This is a genomic window from Terrihabitans aquatilis (assembly GCF_052542005.1).
On sequence record NZ_JBOCUO010000003.1, the window covers coordinates 132,354 to 152,731 of the forward strand.

General features: G+C 60.8%; 14 protein-coding genes, 1 tRNA gene and 1 pseudogene. 7 read left to right on the forward strand and 9 right to left on the reverse strand.

Annotated elements, in window-relative coordinates:
* Positions 1–58 precede the first annotated feature (58 nt).
* From ACQ6S1_RS11630 to ACQ6S1_RS11665, 8 genes and pseudogenes are all read right to left on the reverse strand, one after another.
* Positions 59–1,024: pseudogene (locus ACQ6S1_RS11630) on the reverse strand (sigma 54-interacting transcriptional regulator); the annotation flags it as partial.
* Positions 1,025–1,510: 486 nt separating this feature from the next.
* Positions 1,511–2,380 carry a GIY-YIG nuclease family protein gene (locus ACQ6S1_RS11635; RefSeq protein WP_445041384.1) on the reverse strand — a complete coding sequence of 290 codons (870 nt, stop codon included), beginning with the start codon at positions 2,378–2,380 and terminating at the stop codon, positions 1,511–1,513.
* A gap of 18 nt (positions 2,381–2,398) precedes the next feature.
* The gene (locus tag ACQ6S1_RS11640) at positions 2,399–5,575 is read right to left on the reverse strand and encodes a type I restriction endonuclease subunit R (RefSeq protein ID WP_445041385.1); all 3,177 of its coding nucleotides are present in this window, start codon (positions 5,573–5,575) and stop codon (positions 2,399–2,401) included.
* On the reverse strand, positions 5,575–6,858 hold the full coding sequence (locus tag ACQ6S1_RS11645; RefSeq protein ID WP_445041386.1) for a restriction endonuclease subunit S: 1,284 nt from the start codon (positions 6,856–6,858) through the stop codon (positions 5,575–5,577). Before ACQ6S1_RS11645 ends, ACQ6S1_RS11640 begins: the two co-directional genes overlap by 1 nt.
* Positions 6,858–8,423 carry a type I restriction-modification system subunit M gene (locus ACQ6S1_RS11650; protein ID WP_445041387.1) on the reverse strand — a complete coding sequence of 522 codons (1,566 nt, stop codon included), beginning with the start codon at positions 8,421–8,423 and terminating at the stop codon, positions 6,858–6,860. Before ACQ6S1_RS11650 ends, ACQ6S1_RS11645 begins: the two co-directional genes overlap by 1 nt.
* Before the next feature lie 239 nt (positions 8,424–8,662).
* Entirely contained in the window at positions 8,663–9,604 is a 942-nt protein-coding gene (locus ACQ6S1_RS11655; RefSeq protein ID WP_445041388.1) for a ParB/RepB/Spo0J family partition protein, read from the reverse strand.
* 260 nt (positions 9,605–9,864) lie between these two features.
* On the reverse strand, positions 9,865–11,205 hold the full coding sequence (locus tag ACQ6S1_RS11660) for a tyrosine-type recombinase/integrase (RefSeq protein ID WP_445041389.1): 1,341 nt from the start codon (positions 11,203–11,205) through the stop codon (positions 9,865–9,867).
* 105 nt (positions 11,206–11,310) lie between these two features.
* Positions 11,311–11,397 (reverse strand) — tRNA-Leu (locus ACQ6S1_RS11665).
* Positions 11,398–11,519: 122 nt separating this feature from the next.
* On the opposite strand from ACQ6S1_RS11665, the gene ACQ6S1_RS11670 reads away from it, so the two are divergent.
* Positions 11,520–12,482, forward strand: coding sequence for a complex I NDUFA9 subunit family protein (locus ACQ6S1_RS11670; RefSeq protein ID WP_445042008.1), 963 nt, complete (start codon positions 11,520–11,522; stop codon positions 12,480–12,482).
* A 27-nt stretch (positions 12,483–12,509) separates the two neighbouring features.
* Here ACQ6S1_RS11670 and ACQ6S1_RS11675 read toward each other — a convergent pair whose 3' ends face one another.
* Complete coding sequence (locus tag ACQ6S1_RS11675; protein WP_445041390.1) at positions 12,510–13,316, reverse strand: undecaprenyl-diphosphate phosphatase; 807 nt, start codon at positions 13,314–13,316, stop codon at positions 12,510–12,512.
* Positions 13,317–13,429: 113 nt separating this feature from the next.
* On the opposite strand from ACQ6S1_RS11675, the gene ACQ6S1_RS11680 reads away from it, so the two are divergent.
* The 6 genes from ACQ6S1_RS11680 to ligD all read left to right on the forward strand — a co-directional run bounded on the left by ACQ6S1_RS11680 (position 13,430) and on the right by ligD (position 20,301).
* On the forward strand, positions 13,430–14,122 hold the full coding sequence (locus tag ACQ6S1_RS11680; RefSeq protein ID WP_445042009.1) for a glutathione S-transferase family protein: 693 nt from the start codon (positions 13,430–13,432) through the stop codon (positions 14,120–14,122).
* Positions 14,123–14,132: 10 nt separating this feature from the next.
* Positions 14,133–15,005, forward strand: coding sequence for an SDR family oxidoreductase (locus ACQ6S1_RS11685; RefSeq protein WP_445041391.1), 873 nt, complete (start codon positions 14,133–14,135; stop codon positions 15,003–15,005).
* Positions 15,006–15,055: 50 nt separating this feature from the next.
* Entirely contained in the window at positions 15,056–15,232 is a 177-nt protein-coding gene (locus ACQ6S1_RS11690) for a CsbD family protein (RefSeq protein ID WP_445041392.1), read from the forward strand.
* Between the two features lie 229 nt (positions 15,233–15,461).
* Positions 15,462–16,403 carry a non-homologous end joining protein Ku gene (gene ku / locus ACQ6S1_RS11695; RefSeq protein ID WP_445041393.1) on the forward strand — a complete coding sequence of 314 codons (942 nt, stop codon included), beginning with the start codon at positions 15,462–15,464 and terminating at the stop codon, positions 16,401–16,403.
* Positions 16,404–16,513: 110 nt separating this feature from the next.
* Positions 16,514–17,611, forward strand: a complete 1,098-nt coding sequence (locus tag ACQ6S1_RS11700; RefSeq protein WP_445041394.1) for a tetratricopeptide repeat protein — start codon at positions 16,514–16,516, stop codon at positions 17,609–17,611.
* Positions 17,612–17,661: 50 nt separating this feature from the next.
* A complete protein-coding gene (gene ligD, locus ACQ6S1_RS11705; RefSeq protein ID WP_445041395.1) occupies positions 17,662–20,301 on the forward strand; it encodes a DNA ligase D in 2,640 nt (879 codons plus the stop codon).
* Positions 20,302–20,378 lie beyond the last annotated feature (77 nt).

The following is a 20,378-nucleotide window of genomic DNA, read 5'->3' on the forward strand; positions in this document are numbered from 1 at the left end:
GCCCTCTCGATTTTTGGACGGCTGTGTCCCATACCTTGCCGGCCGTGTTGGCCAGCAATCATTCACCCGTTTCCCGGAGTTGGGCCCAGTTCAGGCCGAAGCGGGCGAGGTACTTTCGTAGGCGGTCTGCATCGTTGGTGGAGGTGCGCTGTCGGCGCGGGGCCGAGAACAGGGAGCGTCCAGCGTCCGACAGAGACTGGCTTCTCCGGCATGTCGCCACAACATGCGCCAGCTGGACTCGATCGAATGGATCAAGCGCTTCGATGATGTCGTCCGCGAGCAATTCCGAAAGATCATCCGACTGTGCGGCGTTCTCGCTGCCCCACAGCCGCTTGAGCCGAATGATCTCGGCGTCGACGCAGGCAAGGTCGATCCGCCCCTTGGGGCTGAAGGTGGCCATGCGCGTGACGCTGGCGGCGAGATCGCGAAAATTGCCGGCCCAGCGTGCGTCCGGGCTGGTCGCGAACGCCAGATAACGCTGGCGGGCCTCCTTGTTGAAGGTGATACGGTCGCCCTCGCGTTCGGCGTAGCGATCGAGTTCATAATCGAGGTTCGGTGCGATATCTTCGCGCCGGTCGGCGAGGCCTGGAGGCGCAAACGTCCACAGATTGAGCCTTGCGTAGAGATCCTCACGAAAGGTGCGCTGTGCCACGCAGGCGGCGAGGTCACGGTTGGTGCCCGCGATCAGCTGGAATTCGCTCTCCACCTCCGTGTCGGCCCCGACCGGCAGGAAGCGCTTCTCCTCGATCGCCCGCAGGATCATCGCCTGCTCGTCGAGCCCAAGTTCGCCAATCTCGTCCAGGAACAACATTCCCGTATCGGCGCTGCGAAGGCCCGGACGGTCCGAGATCGCGCCGGTGAAGGCCCCCTTGCGATGCCCGAACAGGGCTGACATTGCCCATCGCCCCTCAAGGTCGCGCAATTGACCTCGACTAGAGGCCCCTTCACCTGTCGTTTGACGCGCTTCATCTCATAGATACGGCGCGCGAGCTGGCTCTTACCCCGCGCCGGTCGGGCCCATCAGCCTGGATCGGACGTCCTGAGCGAGAAGCGAACACTAACCGTCTTCTCAGTGATTAGGAATGAGGCCGTCTCTGCGCCCAAAGGCATGCTCAGCCGCATGCCCACCATTCTCGGCAGGATGTCAGCTGGATACGCTTCACGAAGTGAGCGTTGGAGGAGCCTTTACGTCGCATCGGACAGACCAAGCGAAGAGCATTGTTGCGCACCGTTGTTACACAGTCGGCCAAGCGCAACACTCTGAAAAGGCGTATCTTCTTGATACAGAAGACCATTCTAAATGAATGGTGCCCAGGAAAGGCACCATAAGCGCACCATGCACATTGATAAACAAGCGAAATCGGCGTCGTAAGGCGAGACTTTGTACCAGTTTTTGTACCATCCGGCTACCCCCGCCGGGGAAACTGCCTTACTCTGCCTACATGAATTGGGCAAACAGATTTTATGCAAAAAAGTCCGGATGGTCGCTGGAACCGGCGCATCTGTCGAATTAATTAAGGCGTCGGATTGTTGCCAGCTTGGCGAGGACGTCCATCGGGTTTAGTCCGACATAGACTTCATTGTTATTTTGCTCCGTGCGGTGTCGGGCGAATGTTTCACCCAAAGACTTCTCCACTTCAATTGCTTCGAGAATCGTCCCAATGGGCTGATTGGTGTGAAGCTCCCATTGCGGCTCGTTTGAAAGACGAAATTTATTGAAATCGTTCACGCGCTGTCTCGCGTCCTGTGCGTGACCAATCTTGATAGCACGACCGCCTTTTCCCAGTGTCGCAACATATATGCTGATTGTTGCTTCCACGTTTGGTTGCACGTTATACCCCTTAAGTGCAAAGGGGTGCTTCTGACGCAATTGGTTCAGCCGAACCGCCATCGACTGGTAGCGAGGTGTCATTACCTCTAACTCTTCGCCATTTGTTACCAACAAATCTTTGAGACTTGCGGCCAACTCCTCATCGACTTCCTGGATGGTTGTGATTGCGCGTTGTGTATGGGTGTTGCCAGTGTATCCGGCTAAATCCCGAAACTCGGGACCATCTCGAATGATCCATGCGCGTATCGGTTGAAGTGCAAAAGGCCAACGGTAACTTCCGTCTTTTTGCTTGTCCCATGCGTGTACGGCTTCTAGGCCGAACTCCGATGTATCAGCGGTGTCGTGACTGATCTGCCAGACGCTGAGGACGCGCCCCTTCATTTCTTCAGGGATATGCACTTCGGGATCAACGGGATTGCGGCTTACCACTCCAAAAGCAAGATCGCCTACCTGCGAACCGCGAATGGCCAGTGTGCGGTTCTGTCTGCTAGTGAATGTTATGGGCCCGCCACGGTCGCCATGAGAGCCCCAAACGTAGGTATAGAACATTCGCATGACAGCCTCCGACTATCTCACCGGTTTGTCAGGCTGCGCGTTCTGCGCTTGCCGCGCAAAAATAAACGCCCATACAGCGTCAACCTTGTCATTCCATAGAGGTTCGGGATAGGGATCTTCTGGCAGCTCGTTCAGGGTGAAACGGATGGTGCTATGCACCGCTGACCGTGTCTGCTGCTTGGCTTTCCAATCCCTGATGGCTAGCTGGTCTGTCAGTTTCTCCAGCAGGTCTCGCGCCACCTTCTTCACTTCTAGTTCTTGCGCTTTGCTGAGTTTAGGCTCCGGTCTCGTGAGCAGGTCGAAGATCGCCAATTCATCTTCGCTTAGGCTCTCTCGCGCGGCCCGCTGCTCCTCCTCGTCCATTTCGGAGATCAGCGCCTTCAGGGCGCCAAAGAATGCTTCGACGTCCAGCGTTCCGAGATTGTATTGCTCGACGAGCTTCTCAAGCTTTTCAACGAGATGTACGCGCGTGGGATTACGCCCTGCCATGTTGTGCGCTTTCTCCTCGACCTCCTCTCGCAGCTTCTCCGCAGCAGTCCGTGGCTGCGCTGCGAACAGCTTCGCTAGTTTCTCGAAGTCGATGGCCGACAGATCGACACGTCCACCCGCCCCGTCGCCGTCAATGATTGGGGCTGTAATCGCCACGCCCTCGATCTTCTCGTCCAGCAAGGCCTCGATCTTTGCGGCGACAGCGGCGATGTCCACCGGGCCGAGCTTGCCGCGAATGGCCTCGGCAAGGACGTGAAGCGTCGCCACAGGCTTAAGATACGGCGCGGCACGTTCGTCTGGCAGGAGAGCCTTGTAGGCTCGCACCACCGCGCTCGTCACACGGAAGAAACCCCGTCTGCGGTCATCCGGCGCAATGAGAGCCTCCACCGCCTGACCGATCAGCGTCAGACGTTTGAGCTTTTCGGCATGGTAGATCGCGTCCATATCCACGCCATTCCCCGAGCAGAAGCTGCGGGCTTCTTTCAGCGCTACCTCAAGCGCATCGACCAACGCCTGCTTGTCCTTGATCGGCGACGTGCCGCTGCCTTTCGCGGCATAGATCGCCAGCGCCTTCTGCAGGTTCTGGAACACGCCTACATAATCGACGATGACGCCAGCGTTCTTGCCGGGGGCCCGGCGGTTCGCCCGGGCAATGGTCTGCATCAGCGTGTGGTTCTTCATCGGCTTGTCGAGGTAGACCGTGCTGCATGTAGGCACGTCGAAACCGGTAATCCACATTGCGCAGACGAATACGAGCCGCAGCGGATCGCCGGCATCCTTGAATTTGGCCTCAAGGTCTTCCTTCTGCATCCGATCACGGTGCGGCAGAATGTCGAGACCCTTCTGCTTCAGATCGTCAATTTCGTTCTGACCCTGGCTGACCACCACCGCCATATCCAGCGAGCGCATCCAGTCGAGCCGCTCGGCAAGGGTCGTAAGCGCAGGTTCTGATGCTTCGGAAACCTGTAACTCGCGAGCCTTGATCTCATCCGCCCACGCCGCTTTGACTTTATCGTACATGCGGACGGCGGTGGCCTTGTCGATGGCGACGAACATCGCCTTGCCGAGATATCCACGGGCCGAGAAGTGGCGGACAAGGTCTGCCGCGATCTCGTCCAAGCGGTCGTTGCGGGTGATAAGGTGATATTGCTTGGCAAAGGTGCGCTGGAGCTTTTTCTCCTGCTCTTCATCCAGCGCCGCCTCATCTAGGAGCTGGTCCAGTTCTTCCTTCAACTCGTCAGTGGCAAGCTGTAGCTCGGGTTTCCGCGCCTCGTAATAGAGCGGCACTGTCGCGCCATCGGCGATAGACTGAGCGAAATTGTAGACCGAGACGTAATCTCCAAAGACCTCGCGGGTGCGCTCTTCCTGACCGGCGATCAGCGGAGTTCCCGTGAAGCCGATGAAGGCTGCGTTCGGTAGCGCTTGGCGCATGTTCGCGGCCAGCTGATCATACTGGCTGCGATGGGCTTCGTCCGTAATGACGATGATGTCGCTGCGCTCAGACAGAACCGGCATCGGTTCGCGGTCGGCGGTCGAAAACTTGTGGATCAGCGTAAAGACATAGCGCTCTTGCCCCGATAGCAGATCGCGCAAATGGATTCTGCTCTGGGCCTGACAGTCCTTAACGAGCTTGGTGAGCGCCCCGGTTGTCGCGAAGTTGGTGGCGATCTGGTCGTCCAGTTCCTGCCGGTCGGTGACAATGACGAAAGTCCAGTTCCCACCGAGCCTCCGCAGCACTTTCTCGGCGAACATCACCATTGAGAGGCTCTTGCCGCTTCCCTGCGTGTGCCAGAAAACGCCGAGCCGTCCCCGGTTCTCGCCGATCTCGTTCACCGCCTCGATGGCGCGATTGACACCCAGAACCTGATGGCACTTTCCGACAACCTTGCGTAGCCCACCCTTGGCATCGTCGAATAAGAGGAAGTTTTCGACGAGATCGAGAAAGCTGGAGGGTTCGCAGGTGGCGCGGAGTATCGTCTCCAGCGCGACGCTCTCCGGACCATCCTCCTGCAGACGTTTCCATGGGGCGAACGTGTCGAACGCCTCATGGCTCGGGCCCATCAAGGCTTCAAGGCCGTTCGAGAGAATGACGAAGCCGTTGAAGTCGAACAGGCGAGGTATGGTATCGCGATAGTCCCGCAGATTTGCCTCGTAGGCATCCTGTACAGGCTTCGTGATATCTTTCCACTCGATCAGCAGCAGCGGAATACCGTTGATGAATCCGATCCCGTCCGGTCGGCGTGAGTACAAGTTGCTTTCGATCCAGACCTGCGACCCGAGCAGGAAGTCGTTGGCCAGCGGATTCGTCCAGTCGATTATGGCAACGCGCTCGTCCTTCAGCGAGCCGTCGGGCTGTTTTACCTGCACGACTATTCCGTCGCGCAACAGCCGATAGACCTCTCGGTTAGCTGCGACGGGCAGCATGGCGGAGCGATCTGCCGTCAGTACGATCTCCGCTTGCTGCAGAGCCTCATCCGGCAATGATGGATTGAGCTTGCGAAACGCGGCGCGAAGCCTCGCTGGCATCACAAGTTCACGAAAGGACAGGCGGCCGGTGGGATTGTCTGGCCCTACCTCTTCTTCCATCAGAGTGACATGGGTCCAGCCCAGTTCCTCCAGGAGATCAATCCCAGGCGTCTCGACCAGCCCGTCTTCGCTGGTAATGACTCCGGAGAGAGATTTGCTGGGGCCAGGAGACATTAGGCGACAGCTTCCAGCTTACGCTCGGCTGTGACGACTGAAGCTTCGCCGGAGATGAGGCGAGGAAGGAGCAGGTCGCGACTCGTGATCAGAAGCTCATTATGTTGCGCAAGTCTGAACGCTAGTGAACGGAGCGGACGCGCGTGATTTGCGAATTTTATTTGAAGTTCAGATGAGGGTTCGATGAGGTTCTGATCGGCTATTCGGCTCCGGTTGAGTTCGGTTTGGCCTGTAGCCCCAACTCCAAGCCGCTCGAACAGTGGCTCCATTCTCAAAAGCGCTGAACCGAGAAAGTCTGCGGCCGACGGAACACGCGCTCTGATAATCGTCACATGAGAATCGACAGTGGTGCCAAGAGGAACTTCCTCTACCAGAGCAACGCGGCCTAACGTTCCGACGCCAGTCGAATTGATGAGGATATCTCCGCGCCGCACTCGCTTGTCCACTGGCACTTCTTTGCTTTGAGTGCGCGCAGCCGCCAACGACAGCCGTTGATCTCTAATGCATTTTTGATTGATTACGAGAGATGTTGAATGCGTGTCGTACTTTGGGGCAATGCCGCGCGACAGGAAGCTTGTAAGGTCACCAATGCGCCTAATGTGCCAACCGTTAGGTAGCGGTCCTTCCGGCGTCTCGATGAGTTGGTGACCTTCGTGCCCCGGAAATCGGAGTTGGACGAACCACTCGTCGAATAACCGCTGTGCCATTTCCTCTAGCACAGACATCCGCCGCCGGTTCACCTCGATCAGGTCGTCATAGACCCCGAGGATGGATGCGATGCGCTGCTGTTCTTTGCGATCTGGCAAATCCAGAGGGAAGGTGTCGGCAAAGGTGGTGAACTGAAAGCGCGCAACACCTGTGTGTTGAAGATGAAACTGCAATAAATCGCGTTTGTTATAGTGGTTCTGAAGCAACCAGAATATGAATCCGGGGTCTGCCTTCTTTGAGTCGATCCTCAGAAAGCGAGCGAAGCTCGCGCAAGTAACGTCGGGGCCAAGGGCGTTCAACACGTTGGGCGTTACGAATATCGTCCGCCCGGTTGGACGATCGGCAGTTCCTCCCGCGGTTTCAATCAGGATATCTCCCAAATCAAGACGCTTCCGGTTCGCGTGGCGACGTTCAAGATAGCGAACAGGCACACCACGAAAATCACCTAGCCGAACGCTAGGGAAATCCGTGCCGCGGATGACGCGCATTTGTACACGGCCCTCAGCGGGCTCTCCCTTGCCCCACTCACCATCCCGACTATCGACAAGAAGCTCCCGAAGCGTTGTCGTTTGCATCAGTTCAGAAGCTCCGCCACGTTCTGAGCAATCCGTGCTTGCAACTGCGCTGCTTCCGCATTCAGTCCCTCTAGCTCTTCCTGCAGCGCCTCTAGCCTCTCCTTGAACTGCTGGTCATCTTGCTGTTGCCCCGGCGCGACGCCGACATAACGGCCGGGGTTGAGGCTCCACTCCTGCGCTTCAATCTCCTGACGGGATGCGAGTTTGCAAAGTCCAAGGACGTCCTTGTACGCATTTTCAGGAAACACAGCGGCCATACGAGCGGTGCTGCCGGCCTGTGTCTCGATCTTCTCACCGCGCCACAAGCGAACGATGTTGCCCAGGAACTCTATGTGGTCGGGATCGAAGGTGCGGTCCGCGCGATCAACTTGCCGGTATATCTGACGCGCATCAATGAACAGCACCTGATCACCGCGAGGGCCTTTTGCCTTGCCCTTGTCAAAGAACCAAAGGGTCACAGGCAGGGTGACCGTGAGGAACATATTGGGGCCGACAGCCAAGATGCAGTCCACTGCGCCGCTCTCGATCAGTTTCTTCCTGATCCCGCGCTCAGTGTTGCCGGCATCTGATGCGCTGTTTGCCATGACAAAACCCGCGCGGCCCTTCGGGTTCAGGGCCGCATAGAACAGGTTGATCCAGATGTAGTTGGCATTGTTGGTAGTTGGCAGACCAAGCGGGAAACGCGCATCGACCTTGCCTGCATCGTTAACCAGCTTGGCGCGATCGACCTCCGACTGGTTGAAAGGCGGATTGGCCATGACGAAGTCGAAGCGGCCGAGCAGCTTGTGAGGATCGACGTAATAGCTGTTAGCCTCGCGGATATCGCCGGATAGCCCGTGCACCGCGAGGTTCATCCGGCAGAGTTTCAGCGTGTCCGCCATCTTCTCGGTGCCGTAAATGCTGATTTCTTTCGAGGGGGATTTGTGATGACGCGCAACGAACTCTGCCGAATGCGTGAACATGCCGCCGGAGCCGCAGGCCGGATCGAAGATCGCGCCGTGATAGGGCTCAATGATCTCAACAATGAGTTTGACGATGGCAGCTGGGGTAAAAAACTCGCCGCCCTTCTGCATATAGTTCGAGGCGAACTGCCCCATGAAGTATTCGAAGATGAGGCCGTAAGCGTCACCTTCAATCTTCAGCGGCGCGAGAAGGCGCAGCAACTCTTGCAGAACATCGTTTGGTAGCCCCTGATAGCCGAGCGGCAAGACACCGGCGAGATCGGGATTGGCATCCGCAATCCCCTTCATGGCCGCGTTCAGCTCCGCCCCGAGATCGGCTGTGCCGGGCAGCGCAAGGAGACGGGAGAAGCGGGCGTTTTCCGGCAGGAAGATCGCGCCCTTGGCCTGATAGTCGGCTGGGGCCGGCTTCAGGCGGCCCTTGTAGTTCGGGGCAAGCTCAGCATGAACTGCCTCGAACTTTGCTTCCATCTGCCGTAGCGCGATCAGTGCCAGCACCGGCTGAGCATACTGGTCGGGTCTAAGGCTGCTGTTCGTCCAGAGTTGGTCGGCCGCCGCAAATAGCGTCTGCGAAAAGTCCTTTAGATTCGTACCCAATCTACCCAACCCCTAGATGCCTCTGGAGAGCATACCGCCCAGCAGGCCAGAATTGCCAGTCTTCGACGACATTGGGTTAGGCTGAAAAGCCCAAGGAAAAATGTGGGATCAAGCACAAACAGGTTTTGTGCCCCAGCTGCTAAGCCGGGACACACAGCGCGGGTTGCTAGTAGCTTGACCATGTCCGGGTGGTCATTTGACTAGGGGGTGGTCACCAACTGGCCATAAGGAGTGACCAGCCAAGGAGCTCAGTAGTCTTCATCCTCGTCGATGATACTCAGCAGCTCTCGCGCATCCTCGCGTTGATCCGCGAGTTCCCCGAGGACCTCTTTAAAGTCATCATCCCAACTGTTCGTGGTCATGAGAAGCTTCGGCAATGAGCTATTGCTCAAGAGAAGGGCCAAGGCGAATGCCTCAGAGAATGCCGCCGGTTTGTTGCCGAATGTTCGACTGATACGGTCACGCCATTCGTTCGCCTGTTTTCTGACCGCATCGTCAGGATCGAACTGCTTCGGTTCCCGCCCATACAGCTGGTCCTGAGCGTCCCGCCAGGTCATCCCCGCCAGTTCCTCGAACGAGGACCCCTGATCGAGAAGGCGCTTGCGAACATTTCGCATGTTGTTGATGGTGCCAGTAGAGACCGAGCAAGCCCGGCGGATTTCCGCCTTAGACTTTGACGTAAGCACATTCAGGAACCACGCCCTGTTGAGCTTGTCGGCCTTCGTCATTGGAAGGCGATCTTTTGAGTTTGCCTCAGCGGTATAGGCCATCGCGTCCTCAAGGGTCCCCTCGAATCGATTGACGGGGATGCCCCTCTGAACTCCGGCGCGTTGATAGGCGACGCGGCGGTGGTGCCCATCGACGACGTAATAGCGATCTCCACCCCACCATACCCGAATGGGGTCGAGGTAGTTCGGCTTCTTGGGGTCACCAATGGCCCCCTCAAGGGTCTTCAGGTGATCCTCGTCCTTCGCGTGATTTCCGTTGAGTTGACGCGGCTGAAACACGGCTACGAGCGATGTGAACTCAGAGAGGCCCAGCCGATCCGGAGTAGGGACGGGCGGTTCTAGGCCATGCGTTGCGATTGCTTCGCGGATCGTCGAGAGCGCTTCAAAGAGGTCCATAGGATCGCGCTTGGAGAGGGGGCGAGAGTTATTGTCAGCGGATGTGCCGCTGCGTTCAGCCGTCATTTGGCTGCTCCTTTATTGGTGTACTGCTGAGCTTCCGAGGCCGTCACATGGCACCTGGAGGAAAAGCGCGGGAAGTTGTCCGGGCAGAGCAGAGCGGGGCGCTAAGGCCATTCTGAGGGTTCCCTAAGGGGCATGAAGGGAGGCGAGTGCTGCCGGCTCCGAAACGGGACAAACTTGAGAATGGGGGAGCTTGGAATGTCCTGTATGCAGGGAAAACCGCTTCGTATGTGCTGTATGAAGGGGAAAGGTGCGGGCACCTGTCACTTCGTGAGCGACCACACCTTTGAGAGGTACTCCCGCTTCCGCGCGAGCGCGTATCCCTTGCCGTAGTTCATGGCGACGTTCTGCGTATCGTGACCGAGAATTTCCTTCCGGATTTCCTCGGGGCACTCAACGTCCCTCAGCTTGTCCGTCATGCGATGACGCAGCGAATATACTGTCTGCTTCTCGTCTTTGATGACCTTGCGGAAACGCTTCATCATCGTCTGAGAAGCACTGTCCGGACCTCTCCCGGTGGCGTACTTTGGGTATAGGAAGTCACCCGGCTTCTTGCCGTCGATCAGCTTCTTCACACCCTTGAGAGCCTCGGGGGACAGAGGAACCTCCCGCTTCGCGTTCTTCGTCTTCCCGAACGGAATGCTGACGCTCTCCTTCTTCGTATCGACGTGCTGCACCTTCAAGGTGAGTATCTCGCTCGGCCTCGCTCCGGTGTCCCTCAGGATCACCCAGAGGATGCTGAGAGGGTCGTCATCATTCGCCATCATCACAGGCGCAAGTGCGGCCATATCGTCATCAGTGAGAGGATGACGGTCTTCTCGCGAGACCTCAGCTCCCGCGATCTTGAGTTTCTCAAAGGGATTTCTGAATGTGAGGTCGTACTCGCGCGAAACCTCATTGATCGCGGCCTTCACGATACCGATCATTCGCTTCACTGACGCCGGGTCCAGACCATCCTTGAGCAGGAAGTCGCGGGTTTTTCGGGCATTCTCGTTCGTGAAGTTTTCCAGAGGCCTCTTGGTGATCGCCTGAACCCCGAGGGCCTTCGCCATGCGCCCTTTCAGATTGTTGATGCGATCCTCAAGGGCTTTGTTCTTCGCGGCATCCGGCTTCGCTTTGCTCTTGCGATAGAATTCTAGAGCCGTAGCGACGGTGTGGGTCTCCTTGGGAATGACCCCTTTCGCCAGAGACTGGATTGCTTCCAGCACCTGCCGGGCGTCCCTGCCATTCCGCTGGGCTTCCTCGGCTTGTTCCCGGAGTTCGTCGACTAACGCTCCCATGCCTATCGCAAGGTCAACGCTGTCAGGATCGTGCCGGTCGACGCTTGCTGCGGCCTCGACATCATCGACTGTGAGTCTGTGACGCTTCAACAGGTCTAGGACCTCTGCCCTCACGGTGTCCGGTGGTGTCCCGAGCTTCGCTTTCTCGACGGCCTCGTCAGCCTTCTTATGAACGTCCGCGTACTGCTTCATCGCAGCGGCGAAGTCCTTACCCAGCGATTGCTTGATCTCTCGTTTGCCGAGGATGCCCCTGAGGTCGTCAGGGATTACGCGGCGGTATTGATAGATGCCGTTGGGGAGGCGTTTTAGGTATGGTGCGGACATTGGTGCAAAGGGCTCCGTAGCTGCCTCTTTGTACCGATCTTTGTACCAGTCAACCAATGTCGGGGCGATAAACCTAAAATAAAACAAACACTTAGGTTAGAGTTGTGGTGCCCAGGAAAGGACTCGAACCTTCACGGCCGTTAAGCCACTGGCACCTGAAGCCAGCGCGTCTACCAATTCCGCCACCTGGGCACGGGGCTCGCTATAAGGTGCGTTTTGCGCCGGGTCAACGGCCTGCTGGACGGTTCGTGACATCTGGCTTACGAAGACGCCCATCAACGTGTTTGGAAGGGTTCGAAGAGATGCCCCGCGTGATGGTCTCGGATCGTATCGTTACCGTGTTCGGCGGCTCGGGCTTCATTGGCCGCCATGTCATCCGTGCCTTGGCCGGCCAGGGCTTTCGGGTGCGCAATGCGGTGCGGCGGCCGGATCTGGCCGTTCATCTGCAGCCGCTGGGCACCGTGGGTCAGATCCATTCGGTGCTGGCGAATGTGCGCAACAGCGAATCGGTGCGTGCCGCCATCGAGGGCGCCGATGCGGTGGTGAACCTCACAGGCATTCTTTACGAGAGCGGAAAGCAGACGTTCGAGGCCGTGCATGTGGAGGGTGCGGAGCGCATCGCCCAGGCCGCGGCCGCGGAAGGCATCGGCACGCTGGTGCACATGTCCGCGTTGGGTGCCGATGCTGAATCGCCGTCCGCCTATGCGCGCAGCAAGGCTGAGGGCGAAGTTCGTGTTCGGGCGGCGTTCCCCGGCGCGGCCATCCTGCGCCCCTCGCTGGTGTTCGGTCCGGAGGATGATTTCTTCAATCGCTTCGCGGGCATGGCGCGCATCTCGCCGTTTCTGCCGTTGATCGGTGGCGGCAAGACGCGATTCCAGCCGGTGTTCGCCGCCGATGTGGGCGATGCCCTGGCGAAGCTGGTGGATGGCGCGGCCCGGCCGGCGATCTATGAACTTGGCGGACCGGAGGTGAAGTCGTTCCGTCAGCTGATGGAATATGTGCTCGCCGTCACCTGCCGCAAACGCCTGCTTCTGCCCCTGCCGTTCGATGTCGCGCGTTTCCAGGCCAGCGTGCTGCAGCTTCTGCCGAAGCCGCTGCTGACGGTGGATCAGGTCGAGGCGCTGCGGGCCGACAATGTGGTTTCAGAGGCCGCAATGGCCGAAGGGCGCACGCTGGAAGGACTGGGTATTCGCCCGACGTCGGTGGAAAATGTGGTGCCGACCTACCTTTACGCCTATCGCAAGGCCGGCCAGTTCACCGACATCCACGCCCATTGAGGTGAGGGCTGGGGGCGGTGTCCGCCCTCAGCCGTAGACCATGAGGCCGGCGAGCCCGGCGGCGCCGACCACGATGCGCCACCAGCCGAACAGCGCGTATCCATGGCGGCTGAGATAAGCGAGCAGGCCGCGCACCACGATGACCGCCATGACGAAGGCGGCGACGAAGCCGATGCCCGTGACCATGATGTCGTCGGCTGAAAGAGCGTTGCGGTTCTTGTAGAGGTCGTAGGCGAAGGCGCCCACCATTGTGGGCATGGCCAGGAAGAACGAGAATTCCGCAGCGGATTTCTTGTCGGCCCCGAGCAGCAGAGCGCCCACGATGCTGGAGCCCGAGCGCGAGACGCCCGGGATCATGGCGAGGCACTGGGCAAAGCCGATGATGAGATAGACGTGCAGCGGAAACTGCGTGGCGTCGGTGTAGCGCACGCGCAGATCGAGGCCATCGACCCAGATGAGGACGAGGCCGCCCAGGATCAGCGCGACGCAGACGACGAGCGGCGTCTCGAACAGCACGGTCTTGATGAAATCGTGCGCAAGCGCACCGATCACCGCCGCCGGCAGGAAAGCCACGAGCACGCCGATGACGAAGCGGCGGGCCGCCGGATCGCTGGGCAGCGCCATGGCGATGTTGAACAAACGGGCCGTATACACCGAGAGGATGGCAAGGATTGCGCCGAGCTGGATCAGCACCTCGAACGATTTGCCGGTCGATTCGAAACCGAGGAAATGGCCGAGCAGCAGAATGTGCCCCGTCGATGAGACGGGAATGAACTCCGTTGCGCCTTCGACCACGCCCAGAAGCAGGGCGTCCATGATACGGCCCAAATCCATCGTCTAACCTCGATCCGGCGCGAATCGGTTGCCGGGGCTGCGACGTGGTTCTATAGGGAGCCTTGGTCGCGCGCCATCTGCCGTTCGTTGAGGCGACCACTCCCAACCGGTTCATGGCGATTCTCTACCACCATCCGTTCTGTCCGCACTCGCGCTTCATCCGCCTCGCAATGGCGGAAATGGGGATGGAGTGCGATCTCGTCGAGGAACGTCCGTGGGAGCGGCGCGAGGGGTTCCTCATCCTCAATCCGGCCGGCACCACGCCTGTTCTGGTGGAGGAACAGATCGCCTCGGTTCCGGGCTCGACCGTGATCGCCGAATGGCTGGACGAGACGCGCGGGCTTGCGCTCGGCAATCGCCGCCTCCTGCCGGAGAACCCGCAGGATCGGGTGGAGGTGCGGCGGCTGGTGGCCTGGTTCGGCAAGAAATTCGCCGAGGAAGTGTCCGAGCCGCTGGTTCAGGAGAAGATCTACAAGCGCTTCATGCGCCCGGAGCACGGCGGCTCCTCCCCCGATCCGGCCTCCATTCGTGCGGCAAAGGCGAACATCCGCTACCACCTCAAATATATCGGCTACCTTATTCGGCAGCGGAACTGGCTTGCGGGCAAGGACCTGACCTACGCCGATCTGTGCGCTGCCGCACATATTTCCGCGGTGGATTACATGGGCGATGTGCCGTGGGACGAGGATTCCATGGCGCGTGACTGGTACGCCCGCGTCAAATCGCGCCCGAGCTTCCGCACGCTGATCGGCGACAGGGTGATCGGCATGCAGCCGTCTTCCGTCTACGCCGACCTCGATTTCTAGGACCTCGATCATGCGCCTGCTCGTGCTGGGACTGGGATATTCGGCACGCGCTTTCGTGGAGCGCCACGGCAAGAGGTTCGGGGAGATCGTGGCGACGGTGCGCGATCCGGACACCGCCCGGCCGCTCGACAATGTCCGCATCCTGACGCTGAAGCCCGGCCTGCCGCTGTCGCCCGATCTCGTGGCGGCGGCCAGAGGCGCGACGCATGTCCTGGTGTCGATCCCGCCCGACGAGAACGGCGATACCGGTCTGACGGCGCTCGGGGAAACGCTCGCGGAGAACCCTGACCTCGTCTGGATCGGCTATCTGTCGACGACCGGCGTCTATGGCGATCAGGCCGGTCGCTGGATCGACGAGGACACCGAGGCGACGCCCGGTTCCGCACGCTCGCGCCGCCGGCTCGCGGCCGAGGAGGGCTGGCGCGAGCTGGCAACCACGGACCGTGCGGTGCAGGTTTTCCGCCTGTCCAACATCTACGGCCCGCGCCGCAACCCGCTGGCCGAGCTGAAGCGCGGCGTGGCCAAGCGCATCGACAAGCCGGACCAGGTGTTCAACCGAATTCACGTCGAGGACATCGCCGATGCGGTTGCGGCGGCGATGGATCGGCCGGACGCGGGGCCGGTGTTCAATCTGGCAGACGACGAGCCTGCCGCGCAGCACGAGGTGACGGCCTTCGCGGCCGGCCTGCTCGGCGTCGAGCCGCCCGCCATCGTCTCCTATGATGAGGCCGAGGCCAGCATGAGCGAGATGGCGAAGAGCTTCTGGGTCGAAAACAAGCGCGTGCGCAACAGCCGCCTGCGTTCCGAACTCGGCATCAAGTTGTCCTATCCGACCTATCGCGAAGGCCTGACCGCGCTGCACAAGTCCGGCGAGGGCGGTTGAACCCTTTGACCCATCGTGCGTTTTCCCTCCACACACGGAGGAGAACGACCATGGTTGACGAAAAGCGCGTGGAAGGTGCCGCCGACAAGGCCAAGGGTTCCGTCAAGGACGCCGTCGGCAAGGTAACCGGCGACGAGAAGCTGCAGGCCGAAGGCAAGGCCGACAAGACCGAGGGCAAGGTCAAGAGCACCGTCGGTGGAATCAAGGACGCCCTGAAGGGCGAATAATTTTAAAAAAATTCGGAAACGGCCGGAACCAAACCTCCGGAACCTCGTTTTCCCATCAGAACCAACGAGCGGCGACTTCTCAGCCCCCCAGCCCCTCGCAGCTCTTGGTTTTCTTCATAAGCCGGACAGCTCCCCTGCTGTCCGGCTTTTTCTTTGCCCTCTTTCATGCCCACGGAACTTGGACACGCGATCGCCGTTGAGTCCGCACCTTGCGTTCTGGAGGAAGGGCATGGCCCCGCGTTCATCCTGGAAGGGCTATCTGAAGCTCTCGCTCGTTTCCTGCGCTGTTGCGCTCTACCCCGCCACGACGACGAGCGAGCGGGTGTCGTTCAACACCTTGAACCGATCCACCGGCAATCGGCTGAAGCAGCAGATGATCGATTCCGAGACCGACGAGGTCGTGGAGCGCGAGGATCGCGCCCGCGGTTACGAATTCTCGAAAGGGCATTACGTGCTCGTCGAGGATGAGGATATCGAGAAGGTCCAGATCGAAAGCAGCCACACGATCGAGATCGACCGGTTCGTTCCTGAATCCGAGATCGACGAGATCTATTACGAGGGCTCCCATTACCTCGCCCCCGACGACAAGGTGGCCGAGGAGGCGTTTGCCGTCATCCGCGAGGCCATGGCGCAGGAAAAGGTGGTGGGTCTGGCCCGCCTCGTCCTGGCGCGGCGCGAGCGCATCGTGGCGCTGCATCCGCGCGGCAAGGGCATTCTCGTCACCACCCTGCGCTTCAAGAATGAGGTGCGCGACGACGACGCCTATTTCGAGTCGATCTCCGACGTGAAGATCGACGAGGAAATGATGGACCTTGCGACCCACATCATCGGCCGCAAGAGAGGGCATTTCGAGCCGGCGACCTTCGAGGACCGCTACGAGAACGCCGTGGTGGAGATGCTGAAGGCCAAGCAGCAGGGCCGCGAGATCGAGGCCCCGAAGGCTCAGAAGGCCGGCAATGTGGTGAGCCTGATGGACGCCCTGCGCCGCTCGATCGAGACCGAAAAGGCCGGCGCCGCCGACAAGCCGGCAACAAAGGGCAAGGCCCCGGCCGCCAAAGCCGCGGACAAGGAGAAAACCCCCGCGCGACGGCCCGCCGCCCGCAGCGTGAAGCGGGCAGGCGAGGCGGCTCCGTCCGAGAAAAAGTCGACGCGGAAACGCGCGAGCGGTTAACGAAGCCTTCTCGTTTAGGATAAAAATAGAAAAGTCTTCGAAAAATCATCGTTTCACCGCAGAATCACGGCACGGACATTGATTCGGGTCATGGTCCCTTGTGGGGTGGGATGTACGATCTCTGCCACGCTTCTGTTTTCGTCCTCGGCCACGTCGATGGCCTGACGCGCAACCAGCTTCATAAAGCCTGCACGGGCGCCGGCGCGCATCTCAGCCGCCGGCTCGTCAAAGGCGTGACGGTGGTGGCCGTGACCGGCAGTGCCGCGCGCGATTTGCTGTCGGGCTCGCGCATGATGGACATGCTTGAGCGCATCCCCGACCAGGCCCTTCTGATCAGCGAAACCCAGCTTCAGCGCAGCCTCGGCCTGCGCCGGGAACCGGCGCCGATCGCGCGGACGCTCAGCACCGCCGAACTCTGCCGCCTGTCGGGCCTCGACGAGGACTATTTGTTCTGGCTCGCGCTGTTCGACGTGGTCGAGGCGGTGGAGGGTATGCACTCCTATCGCGATCTCGTGGCGGCACGGGAGGTGGCCCGGTTGCTGCGTGCCGGTGGTGATCTGGCTGATGTCGTGGGCGCGGCGATCGATCTGCGCAAGGAAGGCCGCAGCCTGTCCGACGTGCGGCTGGCGGTGACGCGTTACGGTGAGCTCGCGCGCTCGATCGACGGCGTGCAGACCGACATGAAGGGGCAGTACGGCCTGCCGCTCGACACGCCGCCCGAGAACGTGGACGACGTGATCGAATGCGCCGAGGAGGCGGAGGAGGAGGGTGATCTCGACACAGCCGAGCGCCTCTACGATCTTGGCTGCAAGCTCGATCGCGACGACCCGTTGATCCCGTTCAATCTGGGCAATGTGCAGGATGCCGCGGGGCGGTTGGCCGAGGCGCGCATTTCCTGGCGCATGGCCATCGATCGCGCTCCCGCCTTTCCGGAAGCGTGGTTCAATCTCGGCGTGTCTGCCGAGGATGCAGGCCGCAAGGACGAGGCGGTCGGCCATTATTTGATGGCGCTGGCGATCAACGGGGATTTCGCCGACGCGGCTTACAATCTGGCTCTCGCTTTGCACGATCTCGGCCGCTTCGCGGAGGCTTTGCCCGTTTGGGAGCGCTTCATCGCCATGGAGCCGCGTTCGGAAGACGCTCGGTTGGCGCGCCATAAGGCGGCCGATTGCCGGTTCCGCGTGCGCGGGCTGGTGGCGGCGGTGTGAGGGCATTGCCCGGTTGAGGAACCCGGAGAACGCCGGCGAATTGAGTCGGCGTGACGAAGAGCCTCGACGCCTATCGCGCCAAGCGCGATTTCACCAAGACCCCCGAGCCCGGCCCTGAAGCCGCGACCGCGTCGGGCCATTCCTTCGTCGTCCAGAAGCACGACGCCACACGCCTGCATTATGATTTCCGCCTCGAACTCGACGGCGTGATGAAAAGCTGGGCCGTGACCAAGGGCCCGAGCCTCGTGCCCGGCGAGAAGCGGCTGGCCGTTCAGACCGAAGATCATCCCATCGCCTACAATGCGTTCGAGGGGATCATCCCCAAGGGCCAATATGGCGGCGGCACCGTGATGGTCTGGGACCAGGGCACGTGGGAGCCGGTCCACGATCCTCACAAGGGTTTCGCGAAGGGCCATCTCGACGTGATCCTGCACGGCGAGAAGCTGCACGGCGTGTGGCATCTCGTGCGGCTGAAGCGGCGGGCGCGCGAAAAGACCGATTCCTGGCTGCTCATCAAATCCGATGACGAATTCGCCCGCACCGAGGCCGATCCCGACATTCTGGAAGAGGCGGATCGGTCCGTGGTGTCGGGCCGCACCATTCCGGAAATCGCGGCCGACAAGGATCGCGTGTGGAAGTCGAACCGCGGCGACAGTGTGAATTCGGCCGAGGAAACCAGGCCGGCGGATGCCGCATCCCCACCGAAGCCGAAGCGCAAGCTGGCGGCGAAGGCAAAGGCGGCGGCGCCGATGGAAACCGCGAAGATGGCGACACTCCCCGATTTCGTGCCGCCTGCATTGGCCACGCTCGTGGCCAATGCCCGCAACGGCGCGAACTGGGTGCATGAGATCAAGTTTGACGGCTACCGGCTTCAGGCGCGACTCGATCAAGGCAGGGTCACGCTTCTGACCCGCAGCGGCCTCGACTGGACGCACCGCTTTCCCGGTATCGCCGAAGCCATCGCCGCGCTTCCGGCGCAGACGGCACTGCTCGACGGCGAGGCCGTGGTCGAGGACGAGGCCGGCGTCTCCAGCTTTTCCGCACTGCAGCAGGATCTCGGCGGGCGCGGCGGCAAGCTCGTCAGCGGCAAGGCGATGTATTACGCCTTCGACCTTATGCATCTCGACGGCCGCGATCTGACGCCCTTGCCGCTCTCCGAACGCAAGGAGGCGTTGTCGGCCCTGATCGCAGGGGACCCCCATCCGCGCCTGCGCTACAGCGACCACATCTCCAGCGATGGCGATGCCATGGCCCGCCACGCCTGCCGGCTCGGGCTGGAGGGCATCATCTGCAAGCGCGCGGATGCGCCTTATCGCTCGGGCCGCAGCGACATCTGGCTGAAGGTGAAATGCACCGAGCGTGCGGAATTCGTCGTGGGCGGCTACGTGCCCTCCACCGTGTCGCGCAAGGGCATCGGGTCTCTTGTGCTGGGCTATTACGAGGGCGAGCGCCTGATCCATGCCGGCCGTGTCGGCACGGGATTCACGGAAAAGGTATCGCGCGATCTCTTCAACGCGCTCGATGCCATCAAGGCGTCCGCCTCGCCGTTCGCGGCCAAGCTGTCGGCGGAAGAGCGGCGCGGCGTGAAATGGGCCCGTCCCGAATTGGTGGCCGAGATCGAATACCGCGGCTGGACGCATGACGGCTCGCTCCGCCACGCGAGCTTCAAGGGTCTGCGCGAGGACAAGGCGGCGAGGGAGGTGGTGCGGGAAGTGCCGAAGGATGCGCCCGAACCACCGAAGCCCCCGAAGGAGGCCGACATGTCGCAAAAGCCGAAATCCTCCGCTGTGATCCGCAAAGGGGCGGAAGTGGCGGGCGTGACGCTCAGCCATCCCGAGCGCGTGCTTTGGCCCGAACAGGGCGTGACCAAGCAGGGGCTGGCGGAGTTTTACGCCGAGATCGCAGACTGGGTGCTGCCGCACATGGTGGGGAGGCCTTTGTCGCTGGTGCGCTGCCCTTCCGGCTCGGAGAAGACCTGCTTCTTCCAGAAGCATGCCTGGGCCGGACTGCATGGTGCGATCCGGCAGATCCCGGTTCCGGGCGATGACGAGAAGATGCTGGCGATCGACGATCTTGCCGGGCTGGTTTCCCTGGTCCAGGCGGGCGTGCTGGAGATTCATCCCTGGGGCGCAACGGAACAGGTTTCGGACAAGGCCGACCGCCTGATCTTCGACCTCGACCCCGGCGATGACGTCGCCTGGGAAGCGGTGATCGCCGGCGCGCGCGAGGTGCGGGAGCGACTGACAGCCCTGGGTCTGGAGAGCTTCGTGAAGACCACGGGCGGAAAGGGGCTGCACGTGGTGGTGCCGCTCGTCGCCGACACGCCATGGACCGAGGTCAAGGCCTTCACCAAGGCCATCGCCGAGAGCATGGCCGGCGACAGCCCGGACCGTTACGTCTCCACCATGGCGAAGAAGATCCGCACGGGTCGCGTGTTCGTCGATTATCTGCGCAATGGGCAGGGCGCCACGGCCGTGGCCGCCTATTCCACCCGTTCCCGTCCGGGCGCGCCCGTGGCCACGCCGCTGAAATGGGACGAACTCGGACCGGAAGTGCGTGGCAATCATTTCAACGTCTCGAACCTGCCAAGACGGCTGGAAAATCTGGAGGCCGATCCCTGGGAAGGCTTCTTCGAGATCGAGCAATCGCTGCAACCGGCGCTCGGCCGCTCGAAGCCAAAGCGCCGCTAGCAGACGTTGCGCGCCGGTAAAAAATTTGCCCTAAGCGGGAGGGACCTTCCCCGGTTCTGATGCGTTGAGCCGCGTAT